Here is a 23,610-nt window from a genome sequence, read left to right as displayed (position 1 = left end):
TCGGGGTCTGATGGGACTGGTGTTTTGGCGCTAGGGAGGTTCCGGCCTCGGTAAATCTTGCCGTGTTGGGAAGGACTTGCCGAAGACGTGGCGCCACACGGACGGCTCGCGGTGCGCTTTGTCGACCCTCGCCAAACGCCGCGACGATTGCGCTGCGCGCCAGCTTAGCCTCGCCAGCTCAAGCGTTTCGCAGCATCCAGCGCACATCGTGCCGAGAGCCGCCGGCTACTGTGCATGGGGTTGTTTTCGCAGTTTTTGTTTTGAGGACTCGATGACCTCAAGCAGAATCTACCGATTGCCGCCGAACAGCCGGTCCATCAGCCAGCCATCAAGCCCTGCAGCGGGCTCCGGCCGCACATTGGCGCGCGTCGGCGGCGGGGCGCGGTAGCCGCCATTGCTGGCCGGCGCCGATGAAGCTCCGGGTGCGACCTGCGTCGGCGGCGATATCTGCGACGAGATCTGCACCAGGTTCGACGGCCCCCAATTGCTTTGCGGCAGGGCTGCGACCTGCAGGCCTTCGTGCGCCGCGCGCATGAAGCGGGTCCAGACTTCCACCGGCAGGCCGCCGCCGGTTGCCTTCTTGGTCGGCGAGTTGTCGTCATTGCCGAGCCAGACGCCGGTGACGAGGTTCGACGTGTAGCCGATGAACCAGGCGTCGCGATAATCCTGGCTGGTGCCGGTCTTGCCGGCCGCCTGCCAGCCGGGGATCTCAGCCTTCTTGGCAGTGCCCGAGATCAGCGTCTCCCGCATCATCGTGTTCATCATGCCGACGTAGCGCGGCTCGATCACCTGATTATGTTCGTCGGGCTGGCGCATGTAGAGGAGCTTGCCGTCGAGCGTCCTGATCCGCGTCACCACATGCGGCGTCGTCGCGAAGCCGCCATTGGCGAACGGCGCATAGGCGCCGACCAGCTCGACGACTGAAACTTCAGAGGTGCCGAGCGCGATCGAGGCGTTGGGCTCGAGTTTGGAGGCGATGCCGAGCCGGTGCGCGGTGCGCACCACGTTCTTCGGCCCGACCTCGAGGCCGAGGCGGATGGCGACGGTGTTGAGCGACATCGCCAGCGCCTGCGTCAGCGTCACCGGGCCGAAATATTCATGGGTGTAGTTCTCAGGTCTCCAGCCCTTGACCTCGATCGGCGCGTCCTGGCGGATGGTGTCGGGCGTCAGCCCCTGCTCCATCGCCGTCAGATAGACGAACGGCTTGAAGGATGAGCCCGGCTGGCGTTTTGCGGTCACCGCGCGGTTGTACTGGCTCTCGGAATAGTTCCGCCCGCCGACCATGGCGCGCACCGCACCGTCAGGTGTCATCGCCACCAGCGCGCCCTGGCTGACATTGAACTTCACGCTCTTGGCCGCGAGCTCGTCAATGATGGCGGTTTCCGCCAAGGCCTGCAATTTCGGATCGATCGTGGTCTCGACCTTGATGCTGTCGTCGATCTGGCCGACGAGATCGTCCAGCACCTCGCCGATCCAGTCGGCGACGTAGTTCACGGTTCCGGCGCCGACGGGCTTCACGACGTAGGAGGGGTGGCCGATCGAGGCCTGCGCCTGTGCGTCGGTGATGAACTTGGCATCCGCCATCGCCGCCAGCACGACCTGAGCGCGCGCCTCCGCGCCTTCCGGATTGCGGTTCGGCGCCAGGCGCGAGGGCGATTTGACCAGCCCGGCCAGCATCGCGGCTTCCGCGATCGTGACGTTCTTCGCCGGCTTGCCGAAATATTTCTGCGCGGCGGCTTCGACGCCGTAGGCACCGGAGCCGAAATAGACCCGGTTGAGATAGAGCTCCAGGATCTCGTTCTTGGAATGCTTGCGTTCCAGCCAGATCGCGAGCTCCGCCTCCTGCAGCTTGCGCGCCATGGTGCGCTCCTGGGTCAGGAACAGATTCTTCGCCAGCTGCTGGGTCAGCGTCGAGCCGCCCTGCGACACGCCACGATGGAGCACATTGGTGACGAGGGCGCGCAGGATGCCGACCGGGTCGATGCCGAAATGCGAATAGAAGCGGCGGTCCTCGATGGCGATGAAGGCCTTCGGCAGATAGGGCGGCAGATCCTTCAGCGAGACGTTGGCGCCGGCCATCTCGCCGCGCTGCGCCAGCAGGCTGCCGTCGATGCCGACGATCTGGATGGTCGGCGGGCGTTTTGGAATTTCCAGCGACTGAATCGGCGGCAGATGGGCGCCGACCCAGATCACGACGCCGATGACGGCGATCACACCCCAGAGGCTCAGCACGGCACCCCAATAGACGAGGCGGCCGAGGCCGGCGCTGATCGATGATCGCGACCGGCGCTTGGCACCACTGCTCTTGGCGGGTGCCTTGCGCTCGCGCGGCGGCTCGTCGCCGTCAGGTTCGGCCTTGCGCTTGCCGGCCGATTTCTTCGGCTTGTCGTCGCCGCCGGGAATGCGATCGGCCGCCGTCAGGCGCAGATCGGCAAGCGCCGCGGGCAAGCCGAACAACGGCTCCTTCCGCCCACCCTTTTTCTTTGCCGACCCCATACGCAAAACGCCCGGTCACCCCGCCCCGCCGCACGCTAGCGGTCGCTGTTTAAGGCCCGGTTACCCCGAGGTTAACGCGTGATTAGGAGGTGCGGCATTCGCCTGCCGCAGTTCCGCTTCGAGGGCGCGGGCGTTAGGATCGAAGGCACAAGAAGAGGAAACACCTATGGGCCACATCGATCCGACCAAGGAGATTTTTGCGCAATTCCGGGAGAACGACCGCCCCGGCCCGATCCACATGCTCAATCTGGTGCGCTTACGCAAAGAGGCGGCCTATCCCGACGGCCGCAAGGCGAGCGGCGCGGAAGCCTATGCGGCCTATGGCCGCGAGAGCGGTCCGGTGTTCACGCGCCTCGGCGGCCGCATCGTCTGGCAGGGCCGGTTCGAGCTGATGCTGATCGGCCCGCAAGAGGAGCGTTGGGACCACTGCTTCATCGCCGAATACCCCAGCGTCGCCGCCTTCGTCGAGATGATCCGCGATCCCGCCTATCGCGAGGCGGTGAAGCACAGGCAGGCTGCCGTGGAGGATTCGCGTTTGATCCGGCACGCGGTGCTGCCGGTGGGGAAGAATTTTGGCGAGATACCGGAATAGACGCTCCAAAAAATCGGCGGCCCGCAGGCCGCCGATTGCAGTTCAGAGCGGTTCGCCTAGCCCGACGGCCCGCTGTCCTCGATGATCGGTCCGAACAGCTCCCAACGCTCGCCGTTGAACTTCATCATCTGCATCTGCTTGTTGACGCGATAGTCGTTCGCACCAGTGGTAATCTTGATGCCGGGCAGCGCCAGGCTCGGCGTGTAGCCCCTGATGTTGGCGGCCTGTTTCATGACGTTCTCGCGCGTCAGGTCGTCGCCGCATTGCTTCAGCACCTGCACCAGCAACTCGGCGACCGAATAGGCATAGGTGTTGACGGTGTTGAGCTTGTCACCTTCCGGGAAATACTTGTCCATAAAGGCGAAGAAGGCCTTCACGCCCGGATCGTCTTTCCACTGGGGATCGCCCGGATCCTTGCCGTAGTTGGTCGAGATGATACCTTTGGAGATGTCGAGGCCGGCTGGCTTCAGCGTCGCCGACACCGGACTCGCGTTGATGTCGAGGATGTGCACGGGCGTCCAGCCGAGGTCGGCGAGCTTCTTGATCGCCTGCGCCGCGAACTTGGGCGTCGAGGCGTCATAGAACAGGTCGATGCCCATCGACTTCAGCTTGACTACCTGCGAGTCGACGGTCGGGTCGGTCACCTCGTACGAGACCTCGCCGACGATCATGCTGGCGGCCTTGTCGCCGAGGCCGCTCTTGAGGCCGGCGAGATAGTCGCGGCCCATATCGTCGTTCTGGTAGAGCACGCCGATCTTGGCATTGGGATGATTGGCGAGAATGTATTTTGCGTAGATCCGTCCCTCGGATACGTAGTTCGGATTGTAGGCAATGGTCCAGGGATAGTTCTGCGGATCGTTGAAGCGGGCGGCGCCGGTCGAGGCGAGCAGCTGAGGGATCTTCTTGCCGTTGAGATATTTCTGCACGGCGGCGTTCGCGGCTGTACCGATCAGCTGGAAGGTGAACAGCACCTCGTCGCCCTCGACGAGCTTGCGCACCTGCTCCACGGTCTTCGGCGGCGAATAGGCGTCGTCATACTGGATCAGGTTGATCTTGCGGCCGTTGATGCCGCCCTGATCGTTGATCATCTTGAAGTAGGCGGCCTGGGTCTTGCCGATATTGGCGTAGACGGAATAGGCGCCGGAGAATGGCACGGTCTGGCCGATCTTGATCTCGGTGTCGCTTGCGCCGGTGTCGTATTTCTTCTGGGCGAAGGCCTGGCTGGTCGAGACTGCGACGGCAAACGCCGCCGTGGCCGTTATAAAGGCTCTGCGATTGTTCATGTTGGTTCGTTCCTCCTGACGGAATTTTCGGCCGATGGTCTTTCTCCGTCGATTGCAACGGTCGCCATCGCTGCCGAAGATAGTGGAGGAAGGTTCACCTCAGCGCAAGGATCGCTTCGCTGCGCCGTAGCGTCTCAGGCGAGGCCAGGAGCCTTACGTCTGGCGCGTCTTACGCCAGGAACAACGCCGCCAGCGCGATCGCGGCCGGCACCGCCTGCACGATCAGGATGCGCGTGCTGACGGTCGCCGCGCCATAAGCGCCGGCCACCATCACGCAGAGCAGGAAGAACACTTTGATCTGGAACGCGAAGGCCGGGTTGCCATGCAGCAGCCCCCAGACCAGGCCAGCGACCAGGAAGCCGTTGTAGAGTCCCTGATTGGCCGCCAGCACTTTCGTGATCTCGGCTTTGTCAGGCGTATTGCGAAATGTCTTCAAGCCGAGCGGCTTGTCCCAGAGAAACATCTCCAGGATCAGGAAATAGGCGTGCAGTGCGGCGACGAGCGCCACCAGGACATTGGCGATCAGAATCAAGTTGAGCCCCCCAAAAGCGTCAGCTTTCGGGTGGACGTTAGCACGGCCGGCATGGCAAGTGCGAAGTGTGTTTCGAAGTGATGGTGCCGCAATGCCCGCGCGATCAACCAGGACTCCCGAACGCTTCGGCCTCGATCGGCTGGCGACGCCGATCGGGATCGCACTGCTCGTCACGGACAGCGAGGGCGCGTTGCGCGCGCTCGATTGGGACGATTACGAGCATCGCATGCGCGAGCTGCTGCGCTTGCATCACGGCGCGGTGGAGCTGCTCGACCGGCCTGCGCCAGCGGCAATGAAGACGGCGCTGTCAGCATATTTCGAAGGTGACCTCGGTCAGCTCATGCGGATCGATTGGCGCATCGCCGGCACGCAGTTCCAACAAAAGGTCTGGACGGCGCTCGCGACGATTCCAGCGGGCACCACGATGAGCTACGGCGCCTTGGCGGCGAAGATCGAGATGCCCCGGGCCATCAGAGCCGTCGGCCACGCCAATGGCTCCAACCCGATCAGCGTGGTGCTGCCATGCCATCGCCTGATCGGCGCGGACGGTTCGCTGGTGAAATATGGCGGCGGGCTGGAGCGGAAGAGATGGCTGCTGCGGCATGAAGGGGTGGAGGTTTAGGCCCCAGTCGTTCCGGGGCGCCATAGGGCGAACCCGGAACCTCGAGATTCCGGGTTCGATGCTGCGCATCGCCCCGGAATGACGCGTGAAAATTACGCCGCCGGCTGAACCGCCTTGTCGCCGGCCATCACGTGGGTCAATGCGCTCTTGATCGCAGCCTGGCGAGTCGGGGCGTTGATTTGCGCGCCCAGCAAATCGGTGACGTAGAACACGTCGCGGGCGCGCTCGCCGAAGGTCGCGACATGGGCCGAGGCGATGTTGAGGTTGAGCTTCGAGATCGCCGTGGTCAGCTCGTAGAGCAGGCCGGGGCGGTCGAGGCCGGAGACCTCGATCACCGTGTAGCGATCTGACCATTGGTTGTTGATGGTCACTTCAGGCTCGATCACGAAGGGCCGCGCCTTGCTGCGCACGGTGCGCCGCGCCACCACTTCCGGCAGGCGCAGCTTGCCTTCGAGTACGTCCTCGATCATCTCGCCGATGCGCGTGGCGCGCCGGCCCTCGTCCTCGTCGCGGTCGTATTCCCTGGAGATCGAGATCGTATCCAGCGCACGGCCGTCGGTCGTGGTGTAGATCTGCGCGTCAACGATGTTGGCGCCGGCGGAGGCACAGGCGCCGGCGATGATCGAGAGCAGCCAGGGATGGTCGGCGGCGAAGATCGTCAGCTCGGTGACGCCGCGCACCTCGTCGAAGCCGACATTGATCGCGAGCTTGTGGCCGGCCTGCTCGCTCGATCGCACGAAGCGCGCGTGGCGAATTTTGCGCGGCAGCTCGACCTTGAGCCAATAGGCCGGATAGTGCCGGTCGATATAGGCGTCGAGCTCGTCGGCCGGCCATTCGGCGAAGGCGTGGCGGAATTCGGCATAGGCGGCCGTGAGGCGCTTGCCGCGGTCGACCTCCGAGAAACCGCCGGTCAGCACCGGCTCGGTCTCGTAATACAGCGAGCGCAAGAGCTGCGCCTTCCAGCCGTTCCACACGCCGGGGCCGACGCCGCGGATGTCGGCGGTGGTCAGGATGGTAAGCAGCTTCATCTGCTCGACCGACTGCACCACGGCGGCAAAATTCTCGATGGTCTTGCGGTCGGAGAGGTCGCGCGACTGCGCCACCGTGGACATCGTCAGATGTTCCTCGATCAGCCAGGCCACGAGCTCGGTGTCAGCAGCGCTGAAACCGAGCCGCGGGCACAGCCGCCGCGCCACTTTGGCGCCTGCGATCGAATGATCTTCCAGCCGCCCCTTGGCGATGTCGTGCAGCAGGGTCGCGACGTAGATCACCGGCCGGTGCTCGGCCCGGATCTTGCGAAACAGGTCGCTGGCCAGCGTGAACTCTTCGCTGACGCCGCGTTCGATCTCCTGGAGGAAGCCGATGCAACGGATCAGGTGCTCGTCCACCGTGTAGTGATGATACATGTTGAACTGCATCATCGAGACGATCTTGCCGAAGGCGCGGATGAAATGACCGAGCACGCCGGTTTCGTTCATCCGTCGCAGCACGATCTCGGCATTGTCGGAGGTCAGGATCTCCATGAACAACCGGTTGGCTTCGGGATTCTCGCGCATCTGCGCGTTGATCAGGCCGAGCGAGCGCGTCACGTCGCGCATCGCGTCCGGATGGAAGGCGAGGTTGTTCTTCTGCGCCAGGCGGAAGATGCGGATCAGATTGACCGGATCGTGCTTGAAGACGTCGGGCGCGGCGACGTTGATCCGGTTGTTGTCGACGATGAAGTCGTCGCTGTCGGGCACGCGCCGCTTCACTTGCGTGGGGCGCAAGCGTGCCATCATTCGGCTCAGCACCGGGGCGGGCTTGGCCTGCTGGTCCTCGAGCTTGGCGCAGAGGATAGCGGTGAGGTTGCCGACTTCCTTGGCGACCAGGAAGTAGTGCTTCATGAAGCGCTCGACATCCTGCATGCCGGGATGCGAGGTGTAGCCGAGCCTGATCGCGATCTCGCGCTGCAGATCGAACGACAGCCGCTCCTCGGGCCGCCCGCAGTAGAAATGCAGATTGCAGCGCACCGACCAGAGGAAGTCGGCGCAGCGGCGGAAGCTGCGATACTCCTGCGCGTCGAACACGCCGCGTTCGACCAGCTCGTCGGTGTCGCGGACGCGATAGACGTATTTGGCGATCCAGAACAGCGTGTGCAGGTCGCGTAGTGCCCCCTTGCCGTCCTTGACGTTGGGCTCGACCAGATAGCGCGACTGGCCGCCGCGGCGGTGGCGTTCCTCGCGCTCGGCGAGCTTGGCGGTGACGAACTCGGACGCGGTGCCCTGCACCACTTCCTTGTCGAAGCGCTCGACCAGCTCGTTATAGAGCGGCTGGTCGCCGGTGAGAAAGCGCGTCTCCAGGATCGCGGTGCGGATGGTCATGTCGCCGCGCGCCTGGCGGATCGATTCATCGACCGAGCGCGTGGCGTGGCCGACCTTCAGACCCATGTCCCAGAGGCAATAGAGAATGGCCTCAGCCACCTGCTCGCCCCAGGCGGTCTGCTTGTAGGGCAGGATGAAGAGCAGATCGATGTCCGATTCCGGAGCCATCAGGCCGCGGCCGTAGCCGCCGGTCGCCACCACTGCCATGCGTTCGGCGCCGCTCGGGATCGGCGAGCGGTAGAGGTGACGCGTCGCGGCCGAGTAGAGGATGCGGATGATCTCGTCCTGCACGTGGCACAGCCGCTCGGCGCAGCGGCGGCCGTGCCGGTCCTTGAGCAGGATCGCTTGTGCTGCAGCGCGCGCGGCGATCAGTTCCGCCTTGAGCAATTGCGCGACCGCGGTGCGGAACGCGTCCTCGCGCCCCTGATGCTTTTCGGCAAGCGCATCCACTGCAGCGGTGATCCGCGCAGTGTCGAAACGGTCATCCAGCTCTGGCTTATGCTCGGTCGCAACGCTATCCATGTCTCCACCGGATATAAGAGGCGGCAGGCGCTGTCATCAGCCATTCGCCAGCAATAGTCATTCCATGCTGGAAATCGCCGACGTCGCGCAAAATTGTTCTCAAGTCCCGCGCCTTCGAGGGTGGGATTTTCTCGTTGACCTTCAGACATAACTCATTGAAAAACAATGAAGTTTTTGAGGATCCTGGGCATGGCTGACATCACACGACGTATCTTGCTGGCGGGAGCCGTTGCGCTCGCCGTGGCCCCCGCGGCGCGGGCGGCCGACCCGCTCAAGGAAATCCGCATCGACTGGGCGACCTACAATCCGGTGTCGCTGGTGCTGAAGCAGAAGGGACTGCTGGAGAAGGAGTTCGCCAAGGACGGCATCACCATCACCTGGGTGCAGTCGGCCGGCTCCAACAAGGCGCTTGAGTTCCTCAACGCCGGCTCGATCGATTTCGGCTCGACCGCGGGCTCGGCTGCGCTGGTCGCGCGCATCAACGGCAACCCGATCAAGTCGATCTACGTCTACTCGCGTCCTGAGTGGACGGCGCTGGTCGCATCAAAGGATTCCAAGATTGCAAGCGTTGCCGATCTCAAGGGCAAGCGCGTCGCGGTGACGCGCGGCACCGATCCGCACATCTTCCTGGTGCGCGCGCTGCTGGGCGCGGGGCTGACTGAGAAGGACATCACGCCGGTGCTGCTCCAGCACGCCGACGGCAAGACCGCGCTGATCCGCGGCGACGTCGATGCCTGGGCCGGTCTCGATCCGATGATGGCACAGGCCGAGATCGAGGAAGGCGCAAAGCTGTTCTATCGCAAGGCCGACGCCAACACCTGGGGCATCCTCAATGTGCGCGAGCAGTTCTTGAAGGACTATCCGGACATCGCCCGCCGCGTGCTCGCAACCTACGAAGAGGCGCGCAAATATTCGCTGGCGAATTACGACGAACTGAAGAAGACCTTCATCGCCGTGACGAAGCTTCCCGAGGCCGTCGTCGACAAGCAGCTCAAGGAGCGTACCGAGCTGACCCACAGCCGCATCGGCGCGCCCCAGCGCGAGTCTATCCTCGCTGCCGGCCTCGCGCTGCAACAGGCCGGCGTTGTCGATGCCAAGGTCGACGTTAACGCGACGCTGGATGCGCTCATTGACGACCAGGTCCCGCTGCCGACGAATTGATCGCGATCTCGTAGCCCTAATGGAGCGCAGCGAAATCCGGGACCACTCTATCCGCGGCTCGATTCCCGGATTGCGCTTCGCTCCATCCGGGCTACGGAGGTAGCGAGAGGAGCGGCAGGCGAGGCCGCCGCAAGAGTGGTGTTGCATTCCCCGACCAGACGCGCTTGCTACCGGCCATGATCTCCGACGCGCCAGTGCTGCAGCAATCATCGGAACCGGCCGAAAACGCCGTCGCGCCGTCGCGGTTGTCGCGCTATGCGCGGCCGGTGCTGGGCCTGCTGCTGCCGGTGACGCTCGCCCTCGGCTGGGAGCTTGTCGTCTGGCTCGGCTGGTCCAATGGCCGGCTGGTGCCGCCGCCCTCGCGGGTGTTCGCCGCCATTGCGGATCTTGCCCGCTCCGGCGAGCTGCTCCGCCACATCGCCGCGACGCTGTGGCGGGTCGGGCTCGGCTTCGCCTTCGGCGTGGTCGCGGGCACGTTGCTGGGTGCGATTTCCGGCTATTGGTCGCTGGCGCGGCGGCTGCTCGATCCGACCGTGCAGGCGCTGCGCGCGATTCCCTCGCTCGCCTGGGTGCCGCTGTTCATCCTGTGGCTCGGCATCTTCGAGACCTCGAAGATCGCCCTGATCGCGGCCGGCGTGTTCTTCCCGGTCTATCTCGGCGTGATGGGCGCGATCCTCTCGGTCGATCGCAAGATCGTCGAGGTCGGCCGCACCTTCCGTCTCTCCGGCTTTGCGATGATCCGCCGCATCCTGCTGCCTGCCGTGCTGCCGGCCTATGTCGTATCCTTGCGTGTTGGCCTTGGTCTCGGCTGGATGTTCGTGGTCGCCGCCGAATTGATCGGCGCCTCCGAAGGCCTCGGCTATCTCTTGCTCGACGGCCAGCAGCTCGGCAAGCCGGCGCAGATCCTCGCCGCCATCGTGATATTCGCTATTCTCGGCAAGCTGACGGACTGGCTGATCGAGCTCGCCGCGGCGCCGTTCCTGCGCTGGCAGGACGCCTTCTCCCGCACGAAGGGGGCGTAACGCAATGCTCGCGCTCGACCGGGTCAGCAAGACCTATCCCAATGGTGTCGAGGCGCTGGCCCGCTTCTCCGCCGAGATCGGGCAGGGCGAGATCGTCGCCATCATCGGCGGCTCCGGTTGCGGCAAATCCACATTGCTCCGCGCCATCGCCGGCCTCGACCGCGCCAGTTCCGGCACGGTGACGCTCGACAGCGAGGCGATCGCTTCGCCGCACGCCAAGATCGGCATCATCTTCCAGGAGCCGCGGCTGCTGCCCTGGCTCAGCGTTGCCGACAATATCGGCTTTGGCATCGCCGATCTCGCGGCGTCCGAGCGGCGCGAGAAGGTGGCGCGCGCGCTGGAGCGCGTTGGCCTCGCCGACAAGGCGCAGCGAGTCGCGATTGCGCGGGCGCTGGTGCCGCAGCCCGAAGTGCTCCTGCTCGACGAGCCGTTCTCCGCGCTTGATGCCTTCACCCGCCGGGATTTGCAGGATCATCTGCTCGACCTCTGGGCCGACACGCGTCCGACCTTGATCCTCGTCACGCATGACGTCGACGAGGCCGTCGTGCTGGCCGATCGCGTTCTGGTGATGCGGCCGCGGCCGGGACGGCTGTTCGACCAGATCGAAATCAATCTGACCCGTCCGCGCGACCGCAACTCGCCGCTGTTCGAGACTTTCAAGCGAAGCGTGCTGACGTCACTCGACCGTTCGCTCGACCGCAACGTGCCCGACCGTGACGCAACCCAGGGTCCCGGTCAGGCCATGTGGTGGTGACATCTTCGCCTCGAGCCGGTACATCAAGGAGCAATTGTCCCGGGAGAGAACAAAATGGACGCCGCCGAACTGCGCCAGATGCAGGCCCCGATCAAGGAGCGCTACAAGACCGATCCCAAGGCCGCGCTGATCACGCTCAAGGCCAAGGGCTCCACCGACAGCGAAGGCATCGCCTGCAAGGTCGAGACCGGCCGCGCGCTCGCAGTCGCAGGCCTGCATCCCGCCACTGGCGGCTCCGGCCTCGAGCTCTGCTCCGGCGACATGCTGCTGGAAGCCCTGGTTGCCTGTGCCGGCGTCACGTTGAAATCGGTCGCGACCGCGCTCGAGGTGCCCTTGAAGACCGGCAACGTCTATGCCGAAGGCGATCTGGATTTCCGCGGCACGCTCGGCGTCGACAAGGAGACCCCGGTCGGCTTCGCCGAGATCCGCCTCCGTTTCGAGGTCGACACGCCGGCACCGCAAGACAAGCTCGATCTCCTGCTCAAGCTCACCGAGCGCTATTGCGTGGTCTATCAGACCATCAAGAACGGCCCGAAAGTTTCGGTGTCGATGCAGCGGATGTGATTGCCCACCTCTCCCATGGGCAGAGGTCGCGCCCACCGGGTCGCGCCGAAGGCGCGCCCGATGACAGGCTCCGGCGCGGGTGAGGGGCTCTGCTCTATCGTGGGACCTGACGCCCTCACCCGACTTGCTGCGCAAATCGACCTCTCCCTCCGGGAGAGGTGAACGAACCCGCGGATAAGGTTTTCAACAATAAATATCCCGCGTTAAATGCCCCTCGACCTCCACTTTGTCCTCTTCCTCTTCCTGCGCATGGCAATCGCGGCCGCCTTCGTCGTGTCGGCGTCTGTCATCACCGAGCGCTCGGGGCCCGCGATTGGAGCGCTGGTGGCGACGCTGCCGGTTTCCGCCGGGCCCTCCTACGTCTTCCTCGCCATCGATCATGACGCCGCCTTCATCGCGCAGGGTGCGCTGTCGAGCCTGCCGGTCAACGCCGCGACGATCTTCATGGGGCTTACCTATGTCGTGCTGGCGCAGCGGCACAGCATGGCGGTCAGTTGCTGCAGCGCGTTCGCGGTCTGGATCGCGATCGCCTCCGTTATCCGCCTGTTCGACTGGACGCTCACCGCCGGCCTTGCCGCGAACTTCGTTGCCTTCGGCATCTGCATTCCACTGCTCTCAGGCTATCGCCACGTGAAGATGCCGCTGGTGACGCGTCGGTGGTACGACATCCCGATGCGGGCCGCGCTGGTCGCGACCCTCGTTGCCATCGTCGTCTCGACGTCGAATTGGGTCGGCCCTCGCATCAGCGGCATCATTGCGCTGTTCCCCGTGGTGTTCTCCAGCATGATGGTGATCCTGCATCCCCGCATCGGCGGCCCGGCGACCGCCGCCGTGCTTGCGAGTTCCGCCTGGGGTCTGCTCGGATTTGGAACCGCGATTGCAGTGATGCACGTTGCGGTCGTGCAAGTTGGATCGCTGGTTGGTCTTTGTCTGGCGCTTGCAACCTGCGTGACGTGGAACCTGACACTGTGGTGGAATGGGCGGCGAAGACGGCGCATTGAAGCGTAAGCATTCCGCACGGATTTTTTGCCGGGATCGGCCGGTAGTTCTGCGGTGCTAGGCCGCGCGTTTTCGATAGCGTCGTTAATTTAATCTTTGCGCTTTGCCGGCAAATATACTCATCGGCTGTTGAGGCGCCCACGTTCAATACGGGCCCGTTGTTCCAATACACCCGAGTGACGTGCGAGCCGAAAATTTTCGGGCGTGAAGGCAATGCTGCCTACGTCATGCAAAACAATTTCTCATCGAGGAGACGTTCGGATGTTCGGTCGCAAGTCCCAAAGTGATGCACAGGCGCGGCTTGATGCCATCGGCCGCTCGCAGGCGATGATCGAATTCAACCTTGATGGAACGATCATCACGGCCAACAAGAATTTCCTTGATGCCCTCGGCTATCGGCTCGACGAAATCAAGGGCAAGCATCACTCGATGTTCGTGCCGGCCGACCAGCGCGACACCGCCGAGTACAAGGCGTTCTGGGCCGCACTGAACCGTGGCGAATATCAGGCGCGCGAGTTCAGGCGAATCGCGAAGGACGGCCACGAGGTCTGGATCGAAGCGTCCTATAATCCGGTGCTCGACGGCAACGGCAAGGCGGTGATGGTCGCCAAGATCGCGACCGACATCACCGAGAAGAAGGTCCGGAGTATGACGGACGCCTCGAAGATCGCTGCCAGCAGCCGTGCCCAGGCCGTGATCGAGTTCAAGCTCGACGGCACCGTCGTCACCGCCAACGAGAATTTCTGCAAGGCGCTCGGCTATTCGCTCGCCGAGATCCAGGGCAAGCATCATAGCATGTTCATGCCTGAGGCTGACCGCAATGGCGCCGCCTATCGCGAATTCTGGGCCAAGCTCAACCGCGGCGAATACCAGGCGGGGGAATACAAGCGGATCGGCAAGGGCGGCCGCGAGGTCTGGATTCTCGCTTCCTACAATCCGATGTTCGACGAGAATGGCAAGCCCTTCGGCGTCGTCAAATACGCAACCGACATCACGGCCGAGAAGCTGAAGAGCGCCGATCTCGCCGGGCAGATCGCGGCGATCGACAAGGCGCAGGCCGTGATCGAGTTCAACATGGACGGCGCGATCATCACGGCCAACGCCAACTTCCTCGCTGCGCTGGGCTATTCGCTGGCCGATATCAAGGGCAAGCATCACAGCATGTTCGTCGAGCCCAGCGAGCGCGACGGCGCCGGCTACCGCGAATTCTGGGCCAAGCTCAACCGCGGCGAATACCAGGCGGGGGAGTACAAACGTATCGGCAAGGGCGGCAAGGAAGTCTACATCCAGGCCTCCTACAATCCGATCTTCGATCTCAACGGCAAGCCGTTCAAGGTCGTGAAATATGCCACCGACACCACCAAGCAGGTGCTGGTCCGCATGGGCAACGAGCGTGTCCGCGGCATGATGGAATCGGTCGCCGCCGGCTCGGAGGAACTCAACGCCTCGGTGCGGGAGATCTCAGAGGCGATGACCAAGTCGCGTGAGACTGCGATGAGCGCGGTGGATCAGGTCTCCGCGGCCGACTCGCAGGCCCAGCGCCTCACCGAAGCCGCGCAGGCGATGAGCGGCATCGTCGAGATGATCAACAACATCACCGGCCAGATCAATCTGCTCGCGCTCAACGCCACGATCGAATCCGCCCGCGCCGGTGAAGCCGGCCGCGGCTTTGCGGTGGTCGCATCCGAGGTGAAGAGCCTCGCCAACCAGGCCAAGCAGGCGACCGACAAGATCGGCCAGGAGATCGGCAGCCTCAACGGCATCTCCGGCGACGTCGTCAGCGCCTTGGGCTCGATCAAGCAGGCGATCAACAACGTCAGCGAATACGTCACCTCGACCGCTGCCGCCATCGAGGAGCAGAGCACGGTCACCAACGAGATGTCGACCAGCATGCAGCGCGCGGCCGCGGAAGCGGCCGCGATCGCGGCGAGGGCGTAGGCCGGAACCACGCTGTCATTCCGGGGCGCCTCGAAGAGGCGAACCCGGAATCTCGAGATTCCGGGTTCGATGCTTTGCATCGCCCCGGAATGACGGCCGATTTCACTGCTTCGGCAGCTTGGCCTTGAGCGCGTAGAGCGCGTCCAGCGCCTCGCGCGGCGACATCTCGTCCGGATGGAGTGCCTTCACGGCGTCCATCAGCAGCTCGGCCTCGGTCGGCGGGGCGGCTTCCGCGGCGGCGCGCGAGGGGACGGCGAACAGCGGGAGATCGTCGGCGAGCGCCCGCGCCGTCTGGCCGCGGTCCTGCGCTTCCAGCTTCGCCAGCACCGATTTGGCGCGCGTGATCACGGCCGGCGGCAGGCCTGCGAGCTTGGCGACCTGGATGCCGTAGGAGCGGTCGGCCGAGCCCGGCAGCACCTCGTGCAGGAACACCACATTGCCCTGCCATTCCTTCACCCGCACCGTCGCGTTGAACATGCGCGGCAGCTTGGCCGAGAGCGCGGTCAGCTCGTGGTAGTGCGTCGCGAACAGCGTGCGGCAGCGGTTGCTCTCGTGCAGATGCTCGATCGCGGCCCAGGCGATCGAGAGGCCGTCGAAGGTCGCGGTGCCGCGGCCGATCTCGTCGAGGATCACGAGCGCGCGCTCGCCGGCCTGATTGAGGATCGCCGCCGCCTCGACCATCTCCACCATGAAGGTCGAGCGGCCGCGGGCGAGGTCGTCGGCGGCGCCGACGCGCGAGAACAGGCGATCGATGATGCCGATCCGCGCGCGCGTCGCCGGCACGAAGCTGCCGATCTGGGCCATCAGCGCAATCAGCGCGTTCTGGCGCAGGAAGGTCGATTTACCGGCCATGTTCGGGCCGGTCAGCAGCCAGAGCTGGCCGGATCTTTGCGCCGGGCTCGGCGAGAGATCGCAGGCGTTGGCGATGAACGGCTCGCCGTTGCGCTTCAGGGCCTGCTCGACCACGGGATGACGGCCGGCCTCGATCGCAAAGGCGAGCGAGCCATCGACCTCCGGCCGCACATAGTTCTCGTCGACCGCGAGCTTGGCCAGCGACGTTGCGACATCGAGCAGCGCAAAGCCTTGCGCGGCGGCGCGCAGATCGTCGCTGATCTCCAGCGCCTTGGCGCAGAGCCGCTCGAAGATTTCGAGCTCCAGGCCGAGCGCGCGGTCGCCGGCATTGGCGATCTTGGCTTCGATCTCGCCAAGCTCCGACGTCGTGAACCGCACCTGGCCCGCCAGGGTCTGGCGATGGATGAAGGTCGCATTCAGCGGCGCCGACATCAGCTTGTCGCCGTGCTGGGCGGTGACCTCGACGAAATAGCCGAGCACGTTGTTGTGGCGGATCTTGAGGCCCTTCACGCCGGTATCATCGGCGTAGCGCGCCTGCATCGAGGCGACGACCAGGCGCGAGGCGTCGCGCAGGTTTCGCGCCTCGTCGAGCGCCGGCTCATAGCCGGCACGCACGAAGCCGCCGTCGCGCTTGATCAGCGGCAATTGCTCGTCGAGCGCGCGGGCAAATTCGGCGGCGAGCTGGCGCGAAGGGCGTTGCAGCGCCGCCATCACCGCGGCGATCTCCTGCGGCGGCTGGTCGAGCTCGGACAGCCGCGCCAGCACCTGGTCGGCAGCGATGATGCCATCGCGCAAGCCTGCAAGATCGCGCGGGCCGCCGCGGCCGACTGAGAGACGGGCGAGGGCCCGCGACATGTCGGGCGCGCCGCGCAAAATGCTGCGGATGTCCTCGCGCGTCGCCGAATCCGCGACAAAGGCGCTGACGGCATCGAGCCGCCGCGCGATCGCCGACGCATCGGTCAGGGGCGCCGCGAGCCGCTGCGCCAGCAGGCGCGAGCCGGCCGAGGTCACGGTGCAGTCGATGGCATCGAGCAGCGAGCCGCGGCGTTCGCCCGCGAGCGTCCGCGTCAGCTCGAGATTGGCGCGGGTGGCGGGATCGATCGCCATGGTCGCGCCGGAGGCTTCGCGCGCAGGCGGCGACAGCGGCGGATGTTTGCCGACTTGGGTGCGGTCGACATAGGTGACGGCGGCGGCGGCAGCGGTGGCTTCCAGCCGAGAGAGTTGCGCCAGCCCGTCCATGGTCGCGACGGCGAAATAGTCGCAAAGGCGCTTCTCGGCGGTGGCACCATCGAAGACATCGCGGGTCACCGGCGTCACCGCCGGCAGCTCCCGCAGCGTCTGGGCGAGCTCGTTGTCGCCATAAAGCGCGTCAGTGACGATCGCCTCGTTCGGATTGATGCGCGCCAGCGTTGCGGCGAGCTCGCCGCTGGAGCATTCGGTGACCGTGAATTCGGCGGTCGAGATATCGATCCAGGCAAGCCCGAAGCGGTCGCCGCCGGTGGATGAGCGCGCCCGCGCGATCGCCAGCAGGTAATTGTTGGCACGCGCATCGAGCAGCGTGTCCTCGGTCAGCGTGCCTGGCGTCACCAGGCGCACCACGCCGCGGCGCACGACGCTCTTGTTGCCGCGCGCTTTCGCCGCCGCAGGATCCTCGGTCTGCTCGCACACCGCGACCCGGTGGCCGGCGCTGATCAGGCGGTGCAGATAATCCTCGGAGCGCTCGACCGGCACGCCGCACATCGGGATGTCGTTGCCCTGGTGCTTGCCGCGCTTGGTCAGGACGATACCGAGCGTCCTGGAGGCGATCTCGGCGTCCTCGAAGAACAGCTCGTAGAAATCGCCCATCCGGTAGAACAGCAAGAGGCCCTGATGCGCCGCCTTGATCTCCAGATACTGTTCCATCATCGGCGTGACGCGCGCGGCGGCTTCAGGCGTCGCTGCGGGAGCTTCGTCAGGGGTCGGGACGGGAATGGGCTGTTGCATCGTCATGGGCGGCGCAACCTACAAAATTTCGCCGCGTGGTCCTATCGGTTTGGCCTGACAGAGGAGGTTTTCCACGTTGTCCGCAATGAGGCGCTGCCACATTCTCAGTCGTCATTCCGGGATGCGCCGCCAGGCGCAGGCCCGGAATCCATCGGGCCGCACGTCACGCCGGCAAATGGATTCCGGGCTCGCGACTTCGTCGCGCCCCGGAATGACGGAGGGTTTCGAATATGCGGCCCGCGAAACCGTCAATTGACCTGCCGCGGCCGCCCTCCTAAAACTCCGCCGACATTGAAGAATTTTCGCCGGACCGCGGCATTCAGGGAGAACGATGATGCGTGACGTCTTTATCTGCGATGCCGTGCGGACCCCGATCGGCCGTTTCGGCGGCTCGCTCGCCAAGGTGCGCGCCGACGATCTCGCCGCCGCTCCGATCAAGGCGCTGATGGCCAAGCACCCCAATCTCGACTGGGCGCAGGTGGACGAAGTCTTCTTCGGCTGCGCCAACCAGGCCGGCGAGGACAATCGCAACGTCGCGCGCATGGCGCTGCTGCTTGCAGGGCTCCCCGATTCGGTTCCGGGCCAGACCCTGAACCGGCTCTGCGCCTCCGGCCTCGACGCGGTCGGCGCCGCCGGCCGCGCCATCCGCTCCGGCGAGATCGAGCTTGCGATTGCCGGCGGCGTCGAATCCATGACCCGCGCACCCTTCGTGATGGGCAAGGCGCAGGAAGCCTTTTCGCGCTCGGCTGAAATCTTCGATACCACCATCGGCTGGCGCTTCATCAATCCGCTGTTGAAGGCGCAGTATGGCGTCGATGCGATGCCGGAGACCGGCGAGAACGTCGCCGAGGAATTCCAGGTCTCGCGTGCCGACCAGGACGCCTTCGCGATCCGCTCGCAGCAGCGCGCCGGCCAAGCGATCGCATCAGGCTATTTCGCCGAGGAGATCACGCCGATCACCATTCCCGGCGGCAAGGCCGGCCCTGTTACGGTCGACAAGGACGAGCATCCGCGGCCCGAGACCACGCTGGAAGGTCTGGCAAAACTGAAGCCGATCGTGCGCAATCCCGGCACCGTGACCGCCGGCAATGCCTCGGGCGTCAATGACGGCGCGGCCGCGATGATCCTCGCCTCCGAAGCTGCCGTGAAGAAGCATGGCCTCACGCCGCGCGCGCGCATCCTTGGCCTCGCCTCGGCCGGCGTGCCGCCGCGCATCATGGGCATCGGCCCGGTGCCGGCGACCCGCAAGCTGATGGAGCGTCTGGGCAAGAAGATCGGCGATTTCGACCTGATCGAGCTCAACGAGGCTTTCGCGTCGCAGGGCATCGCCTGCATGCGCCAGCTCGGCGTCGCCGATGATGCCGACTACGTCAATCCGCATGGCGGCGCCATCGCGCTCGGCCATCCGCTCGGCATGAGCGGCGCCCGCCTCGCGCTCACCGCTATCCATGGCATGGAAAAGCGCGGCGGCAAGCTCGCGCTCGCCACCATGTGCGTCGGCGTCGGCCAGGGCGTGGCCGTTGCGATCGAGAAGGTGAATTGACGGGACGCTACGCATCCCGTCATCCCGGGGCGGTGCACTTGCACCGAACCCGGGATCTCGAGATTCCGGGTTCGATGCTGCGCATCGCCCCGGAATGACAGACGATAGGATCGTTATATGATCATCGAACGCGAGCAGGACGTCACGGCCGCCGCCCTGGCGGTGATGGAGCGGACATCCGATCCGCGGATGCGGCAGATCATGGTCTCGCTGGTCAAGCATCTGCACGGCTTCGTCCGTGACGTGCGCCTGACCGAGAAGGAATTCCGCGACGCCACCGCCATCATTGCCGAACTCGGCAAGCTGACCACCGACACGCATAACGAAGTCGTGCTGATGGCGGGCTCGCTCGGCGTCTCGTCGCTGGTGTGCCTGCTCAACAATGGCGATCAGGGCAATACCGAAACCGATCAGTCGCTGCTCGGGCCGTTCTGGCGGCTGAACTCGCCACGGATGCAGAATGGCGGATCGATCGTCCGCTCCGAGACGCCGGGTGCGCCGCTGTTCGTCAATGGCCGTGTCGTCGACAAGGACGGCCGCCCCGTCGCGGGCGCCGAGGTCGATGTCTGGCACGCTTCGCCGGTTGGTCTCTACGAGAACCAGGACCCCGAACAGGCCGACATGAACCTGCGCGGCAAGTTCACGACCGATGCCGACGGGCGCTTCGCTTTCCGCTCGGTGATGATGGTCGGCTATCCCATTCCGACCGATGGCGCCGTCGGCCGCCTCCTGGCGGCGCAGAGCCGGCACCCGTATCGTCCTGCGCATCTGCACGCCCTGATCTTCAAGCCCGGCTTCAAGGTGCTGATCTCGCAGGTCTACGATCCCAACGATCCCCATATCGACAGCGACGTGCAGTTCGGGGTGACACGGGCGCTGATCGGCAAGTTCGTGCGCCACGAGACGCCGCATCCGAGCGCAGCTGACGTTTCGACGCCCTGGTATTCGCTCGACCACACCTACCGGCTCGAGGCCGGGGAGGCCGTGCTGCCGCGTGCGCCGATCAAATAGGGCCGTCGGCCCCAATGCCGGGGCGCGGACAGGGTGCCAAAGCCGCTTCCCAAAATTAGTTATATTCTATAATGATTGTCGCAAAGTTGGTCCGGCCGGACCGAAATGGCCGGGGAGGAGTTCGCCAATGACATCAATCTATCCCACTGACAGCAACAAGGCACATCCGCTGCCGCTGTCGCCCGAGTACAAAAGCTCGATCAAGCGCGCGCCGAACAAGCCCTTGATCCCGATGCGCCACACTTTGTCGGAACTGACCGGACCCGTGTACGGCCACGAGACCGTGCGCGAGGGCGACAACGACCTCACCACCCAGCACAAGGGCGAGCCGCTCGGCGAGCGCATCATCGTGCACGGTCATGTCCGCGACGAGGACGGCCGCGGTGTGTCCAACACGCTGGTCGAGATCTGGCAGGCAAATGCCTGCGGCCGCTACGTCCATGTCCGCGACCAGCATCCGGCGCCGCTCGATCCCAACTTCACCGGCGCGGGCCGCACGTTAAGCGATGCATCGGGCTATTACCGCTTCGTCAGCATCAAGCCCGGCGCGTACCCCTGGGGCAACCATCACAATGCCTGGCGCCCCGCCCATATCCATCTGTCGGTGTTTGGCCATTCCTTTGTCAGCCGCCTGGTCACGCAGATGTATTTCCCTGGAGATCCGCTGTTCCCGTTCGATCCGATCTTCAACTCGGTGCCCGACGAGAAGGCGCGGATGCGCATGGTCTCGTCGTTCGATTTGGAGAACACCAAGCCCGAATGGGCGCTGTGCTATCGCTTCGACATCGTGCTGCGCGGCAAGAACGCCACCCCCATGGAGAACCACTAACGTGCAGGATTCTGTGAAGCCCGATGGGATCACGCCGTCGCAGACCGTCGGCCCGTTCTTCAAATACGGCCTGACGCCGACCGGCGATTACGCCTGGAACGACGCCTTCACCAACTCGACGCTGACGCCCGACGTCTCCGGCGATCGCGTCCGCATCGAGGGCCGCGTGCTCGATGGCGACGGTACCACCGTGCCCGACGCCATGCTGGAGATCTGGCAGGCGGATGCGCAGGGGCGCTACGCCGATCCGCAGGACAAGCGCGCGCTGCCGAACGCCAGCTTCCGGGGCTTTGCCCGCTGCGGTACCGACAAGGACGGCAATTATTCATTCGATACCATCAAGCCGGGCGCGGTGCCCGACCCCGACGGCAAGCCGCAGGCGCCGCATATCGTGCTGGCGGTGTTCGCGCGCGGCATGCTGCGGCATCTCTATACCCGCATCTATTTCAGCGACGAGGCCGGCAACGCCGCCGATCCCGTGCTGGCGCTGGTGCCCGCCGACCGTCGCACCACGCTGATTGCGGTGCGCGAGGCCGGCAAGGCCGTCTACAAGCTCGACCTGCGTTTGCAGGGCGAGAACGAGACGGTGTTCTTCGACGTGTGAAGCAGCGCGTAGCGGCGCCGCCTGGTCGCCGCTACGCTTCTCGTTCAGCGCAGTTGCAGCCGGTGCTGCGTTTAAATGTCAGTCTCGCTGACTCAAATTCGTTTGACCACTCTCCCATTCCCGTAGTGCTGCGGAGCTTTTTCGCGCTGCAACCAGTCCGAGAGGAAAGCCCGTATTTACCGTAGTGATCTAGGGTCAGTGCGGATTTGAATTCGCGCTCGGATTGCCCCATGAAAATTCGCCTGTCGTTGTCTTCCGCGATCATTGCATTCGGAATCGTTCTTGCGATCGGCTTTACGGCGGTCGTGTCCACCAGCCTCTATGCACTGCGCGAGCTCAAGGTCGGTGGTCCGCTCTACTCCGATATCAAGCTCGGCAACGATTTGATCGCCGACATCCTGCCGCCGCCGGAATATGTCATCGAGGCCTATCTCGAAGCCACTCTGGCCATGCATGAGCCGGACCAACTGGCGGCTCATGGCGAACGCCTGGTCCAGCTCCGCAAGGATTACGACGAGCGCAAGGCCTATTGGACCGCCTCCGGCCTCTCGGCCGACCTGAAGACAGCCCTGGTGTCCAAGTCCGACGCCGAGGTGCAGAAGTTCTGGAAGCTGTTGTCCGATCAGCTCCTGCCGGCCCTCAAGGCCAGGGACGCGGCGGCGTCCGAACGCGCCTATGCGCAGCTGAAGGACGCCTACACCGCGCATCGTGCCGTCATCGACAGCATCGTCGACAGCGCCAACAAGCAGAACGCCGACATGGAGAAGCTGGCCGCCGACCGCGACAGCGCGATGCTCACCATCTTGCTCGGCGTCTCCGCGGCCGTGCTTGCCTTCGTTGCGGCAGGCCTGCTCGGCGTCGCGCTGGGCGTGGTGCGTCCGATCGTGCGCATGACGGACACGATGCAGAAGCTCGCGGCCGGCGATCTCGCCGCCGACATTCCTTTCGCGCAACGTCGGGACGAGGTCGGCTCGATGGCCGGCGCACTCGCGGTGTTCAAGCAGGGAGCGATCGAGAATTCGCGCCTCCGCGAGGAGCAATTGCAGAAGCAACAGGAAGCGGCGCTTGCCAAGCGCGGTGCCCTGCAGCAGATGGCCGAGACCGTCGAGCGCGAGACCGGTCGTTCCGTCGCTACCGCGAGCTCTGCGACGCAAGGCGTGGAGCGGGCTGCCTTGGGCCTGTCCGAGATTGCGCGATCCCTGTCTTCGGAATCGCAGGCGGTCGCCGCCGCCTCCACCCAGGCGCTCGGCAGTTCGCAGACCGTTTCGGCCGCCGCCGAAGAGCTGAGTGCCTCGATCCGGGAGATCGCAACGCAGGTCGGACGCACCTCGACTGTTACCAAGTCGGCGGTCGCAGGCCGCGAGCAGGCGCGCTCGACCATCCAGGCGCTGGCCGGCGCGGTGAAAAAGATCGCCGAGGTCTCCGACCTGATCGGCGGCATCGCCGGCCAGACCAATCTGCTCGCGCTCAACGCCACGATCGAGGCGGCGCGCGCCGGTGAGGCCGGCCGCGGTTTTGCGGTCGTCGCGGCCGAAGTGAAATCCCTGTCCGACCAGACCGCGAAATCCACCGAGGAGATCGGGCGCCTGATCGCGGAGATCCAGACGTCGACGCAGGCCGCGGTCGATGCCGTCGAGACCATGGGTGGCCACATCGCCGAGATCGACGGCGTGGCGTCCTCGGTTGCCGCCGCGATGGAAGAGCAGGATGCCGCGACGCGGGAGATCGCCCGGTCGATCTCCGAATCGGCGTCCGCCGCGAAGGAGGTCTCAGCCAAGATCGCCAATGTCAGCCGCGACGCCGCTTCGGTGAACGATCGCGCAGCGGAGGTCAGGCAGGCCATCGCGGGCATGGCGGCCAATCTGGAATCGCTCCGATCTGTCGTGGTCCGCACCGTGCGCGAATCAACCGCCGCGGCGTAAAGTCCGGCATCAGCTCGGCCG

At 64.9% G+C, this 23,610-nt stretch carries 18 protein-coding genes; 13 read left to right on the top strand and 5 right to left on the bottom strand.

Going from position 1 to position 23,610, the window contains the following annotated elements:
- Nucleotides 1-288: 288 nt before the first annotated feature.
- On the bottom strand, nucleotides 289-2,496 hold the full coding sequence (locus XH80_RS09155; protein WP_271598310.1) for a transglycosylase domain-containing protein: 2,208 nt from the start codon (nucleotides 2,494-2,496) through the stop codon (nucleotides 289-291).
- A gap of 166 nt (nucleotides 2,497-2,662) precedes the next feature.
- On the opposite strand from XH80_RS09155, the gene XH80_RS09150 reads away from it, so the two are divergent.
- Nucleotides 2,663-3,088 (top strand): DUF1330 domain-containing protein, encoded by a 426-nt coding sequence (locus XH80_RS09150; protein WP_271598309.1) that lies wholly within the window; start codon nucleotides 2,663-2,665, stop codon nucleotides 3,086-3,088.
- Between the two features lie 56 nt (nucleotides 3,089-3,144).
- Here the strand turns inward: XH80_RS09150 and XH80_RS09145 are convergent, their stop codons facing one another.
- A complete protein-coding gene (locus XH80_RS09145) occupies nucleotides 3,145-4,371 on the bottom strand; it encodes an ABC transporter substrate-binding protein (protein ID WP_271598308.1) in 1,227 nt (408 codons plus the stop codon).
- A 169-nt stretch (nucleotides 4,372-4,540) separates the two neighbouring features.
- Complete coding sequence (locus tag XH80_RS09140) at nucleotides 4,541-4,897, bottom strand: DUF1304 domain-containing protein (protein ID WP_205668243.1); 357 nt, start codon at nucleotides 4,895-4,897, stop codon at nucleotides 4,541-4,543.
- Between the two features lie 97 nt (nucleotides 4,898-4,994).
- Between XH80_RS09140 and XH80_RS09135 the strand changes: the two genes are divergently transcribed.
- Nucleotides 4,995-5,525, top strand: coding sequence for a methylated-DNA--[protein]-cysteine S-methyltransferase (locus XH80_RS09135; RefSeq protein WP_271598307.1), 531 nt, complete (start codon nucleotides 4,995-4,997; stop codon nucleotides 5,523-5,525).
- Between the two features lie 92 nt (nucleotides 5,526-5,617).
- On the opposite strand, the gene XH80_RS09130 is transcribed toward XH80_RS09135, so the two are convergent.
- Nucleotides 5,618-8,407, bottom strand: a complete 2,790-nt coding sequence (locus tag XH80_RS09130) for a [protein-PII] uridylyltransferase (RefSeq protein WP_271598306.1) — start codon at nucleotides 8,405-8,407, stop codon at nucleotides 5,618-5,620.
- 189 nt (nucleotides 8,408-8,596) lie between these two features.
- On the opposite strand from XH80_RS09130, the gene XH80_RS09125 reads away from it, so the two are divergent.
- The 6 genes from XH80_RS09125 to XH80_RS09100 all read left to right on the top strand — a co-directional run bounded on the left by XH80_RS09125 (nucleotide 8,597) and on the right by XH80_RS09100 (nucleotide 14,845).
- Nucleotides 8,597-9,568, top strand: coding sequence for an aliphatic sulfonate ABC transporter substrate-binding protein (locus XH80_RS09125; protein WP_271598305.1), 972 nt, complete (start codon nucleotides 8,597-8,599; stop codon nucleotides 9,566-9,568).
- Between the two features lie 176 nt (nucleotides 9,569-9,744).
- Nucleotides 9,745-10,590: an ABC transporter permease gene (locus XH80_RS09120; RefSeq protein WP_271598304.1), complete on the top strand. Its 846-nt coding sequence runs from the start codon at nucleotides 9,745-9,747 to the stop codon at nucleotides 10,588-10,590.
- A 4-nt stretch (nucleotides 10,591-10,594) separates the two neighbouring features.
- On the top strand, nucleotides 10,595-11,344 hold the full coding sequence (locus tag XH80_RS09115) for an ABC transporter ATP-binding protein (RefSeq protein WP_271598303.1): 750 nt from the start codon (nucleotides 10,595-10,597) through the stop codon (nucleotides 11,342-11,344).
- Between the two features lie 54 nt (nucleotides 11,345-11,398).
- Nucleotides 11,399-11,908 carry an OsmC family protein gene (locus XH80_RS09110; RefSeq protein WP_057750017.1) on the top strand — a complete coding sequence of 170 codons (510 nt, stop codon included), beginning with the start codon at nucleotides 11,399-11,401 and terminating at the stop codon, nucleotides 11,906-11,908.
- A gap of 207 nt (nucleotides 11,909-12,115) precedes the next feature.
- Complete coding sequence (locus XH80_RS09105) at nucleotides 12,116-12,916, top strand: hypothetical protein (RefSeq protein ID WP_271598302.1); 801 nt, start codon at nucleotides 12,116-12,118, stop codon at nucleotides 12,914-12,916.
- A gap of 252 nt (nucleotides 12,917-13,168) precedes the next feature.
- The gene (locus tag XH80_RS09100; protein WP_271598301.1) at nucleotides 13,169-14,845 is read left to right on the top strand and encodes a methyl-accepting chemotaxis protein; all 1,677 of its coding nucleotides are present in this window, start codon (nucleotides 13,169-13,171) and stop codon (nucleotides 14,843-14,845) included.
- Between the two features lie 102 nt (nucleotides 14,846-14,947).
- On the opposite strand, the gene mutS is transcribed toward XH80_RS09100, so the two are convergent.
- Nucleotides 14,948-17,686, bottom strand: a complete 2,739-nt coding sequence (mutS, locus tag XH80_RS09095; RefSeq protein WP_271598300.1) for a DNA mismatch repair protein MutS — start codon at nucleotides 17,684-17,686, stop codon at nucleotides 14,948-14,950.
- A gap of 328 nt (nucleotides 17,687-18,014) precedes the next feature.
- Between mutS and pcaF the strand changes: the two genes are divergently transcribed.
- From pcaF to XH80_RS09070, 5 genes are all read left to right on the top strand, one after another.
- On the top strand, nucleotides 18,015-19,223 hold the full coding sequence (gene pcaF, locus XH80_RS09090) for a 3-oxoadipyl-CoA thiolase (protein ID WP_271598299.1): 1,209 nt from the start codon (nucleotides 18,015-18,017) through the stop codon (nucleotides 19,221-19,223).
- Between the two features lie 117 nt (nucleotides 19,224-19,340).
- Nucleotides 19,341-20,234 carry a dioxygenase family protein gene (locus XH80_RS09085; RefSeq protein ID WP_271598298.1) on the top strand — a complete coding sequence of 298 codons (894 nt, stop codon included), beginning with the start codon at nucleotides 19,341-19,343 and terminating at the stop codon, nucleotides 20,232-20,234.
- A 127-nt stretch (nucleotides 20,235-20,361) separates the two neighbouring features.
- Nucleotides 20,362-21,063: a protocatechuate 3,4-dioxygenase subunit beta gene (gene pcaH / locus XH80_RS09080; protein ID WP_271598297.1), complete on the top strand. Its 702-nt coding sequence runs from the start codon at nucleotides 20,362-20,364 to the stop codon at nucleotides 21,061-21,063.
- Nucleotide 21,064: 1 nt separating this feature from the next.
- Nucleotides 21,065-21,667, top strand: coding sequence for a protocatechuate 3,4-dioxygenase subunit alpha (gene pcaG, locus XH80_RS09075; RefSeq protein ID WP_271598296.1), 603 nt, complete (start codon nucleotides 21,065-21,067; stop codon nucleotides 21,665-21,667).
- 230 nt (nucleotides 21,668-21,897) lie between these two features.
- Nucleotides 21,898-23,589: a methyl-accepting chemotaxis protein gene (locus XH80_RS09070; protein WP_271598295.1), complete on the top strand. Its 1,692-nt coding sequence runs from the start codon at nucleotides 21,898-21,900 to the stop codon at nucleotides 23,587-23,589.
- Nucleotides 23,590-23,610: the final 21 nt, after the last annotated feature.

The sequence above is a fragment of the Bradyrhizobium sp. CCBAU 45384 genome (assembly GCF_028128665.1).
In the GTDB taxonomy this organism is placed as follows: Bacteria; Pseudomonadota; Alphaproteobacteria; order Rhizobiales; family Xanthobacteraceae; genus Bradyrhizobium; species Bradyrhizobium manausense.
The sequence above is the reverse complement of the archived record's forward strand: the minus strand, read 5'-3'. Positions and strand labels throughout refer to the sequence as shown.

Coding starts and splice junctions, on each gene's coding strand:
- XH80_RS09155 (WP_271598310.1), bottom strand. CDS start 2,496: ATGGGGTCGGCAAAGAAAAAGGGTGGGCGGAAGGAGCCGTTGTTCGGC.
- XH80_RS09150 (WP_271598309.1), top strand. CDS start 2,663: ATGGGCCACATCGATCCGACCAAGGAGATTTTTGCGCAATTCCGGGAG.
- XH80_RS09145 (WP_271598308.1), bottom strand. CDS start 4,371: ATGAACAATCGCAGAGCCTTTATAACGGCCACGGCGGCGTTTGCCGTC.
- XH80_RS09135 (WP_271598307.1), top strand. CDS start 4,995: ATGCCCGCGCGATCAACCAGGACTCCCGAACGCTTCGGCCTCGATCGG.
- XH80_RS09130 (WP_271598306.1), bottom strand. CDS start 8,407: ATGGATAGCGTTGCGACCGAGCATAAGCCAGAGCTGGATGACCGTTTC.
- XH80_RS09125 (WP_271598305.1), top strand. CDS start 8,597: ATGGCTGACATCACACGACGTATCTTGCTGGCGGGAGCCGTTGCGCTC.
- XH80_RS09120 (WP_271598304.1), top strand. CDS start 9,745: ATGATCTCCGACGCGCCAGTGCTGCAGCAATCATCGGAACCGGCCGAA.
- XH80_RS09115 (WP_271598303.1), top strand. CDS start 10,595: ATGCTCGCGCTCGACCGGGTCAGCAAGACCTATCCCAATGGTGTCGAG.
- XH80_RS09110 (WP_057750017.1), top strand. CDS start 11,399: ATGGACGCCGCCGAACTGCGCCAGATGCAGGCCCCGATCAAGGAGCGC.
- XH80_RS09105 (WP_271598302.1), top strand. CDS start 12,116: ATGCCCCTCGACCTCCACTTTGTCCTCTTCCTCTTCCTGCGCATGGCA.
- XH80_RS09100 (WP_271598301.1), top strand. CDS start 13,169: ATGTTCGGTCGCAAGTCCCAAAGTGATGCACAGGCGCGGCTTGATGCC.
- mutS (WP_271598300.1), bottom strand. CDS start 17,686: ATGACGATGCAACAGCCCATTCCCGTCCCGACCCCTGACGAAGCTCCC.
- pcaF (WP_271598299.1), top strand. CDS start 18,015: ATGCGTGACGTCTTTATCTGCGATGCCGTGCGGACCCCGATCGGCCGT.
- XH80_RS09085 (WP_271598298.1), top strand. CDS start 19,341: ATGATCATCGAACGCGAGCAGGACGTCACGGCCGCCGCCCTGGCGGTG.
- pcaH (WP_271598297.1), top strand. CDS start 20,362: ATGACATCAATCTATCCCACTGACAGCAACAAGGCACATCCGCTGCCG.
- XH80_RS09070 (WP_271598295.1), top strand. CDS start 21,898: ATGAAAATTCGCCTGTCGTTGTCTTCCGCGATCATTGCATTCGGAATC.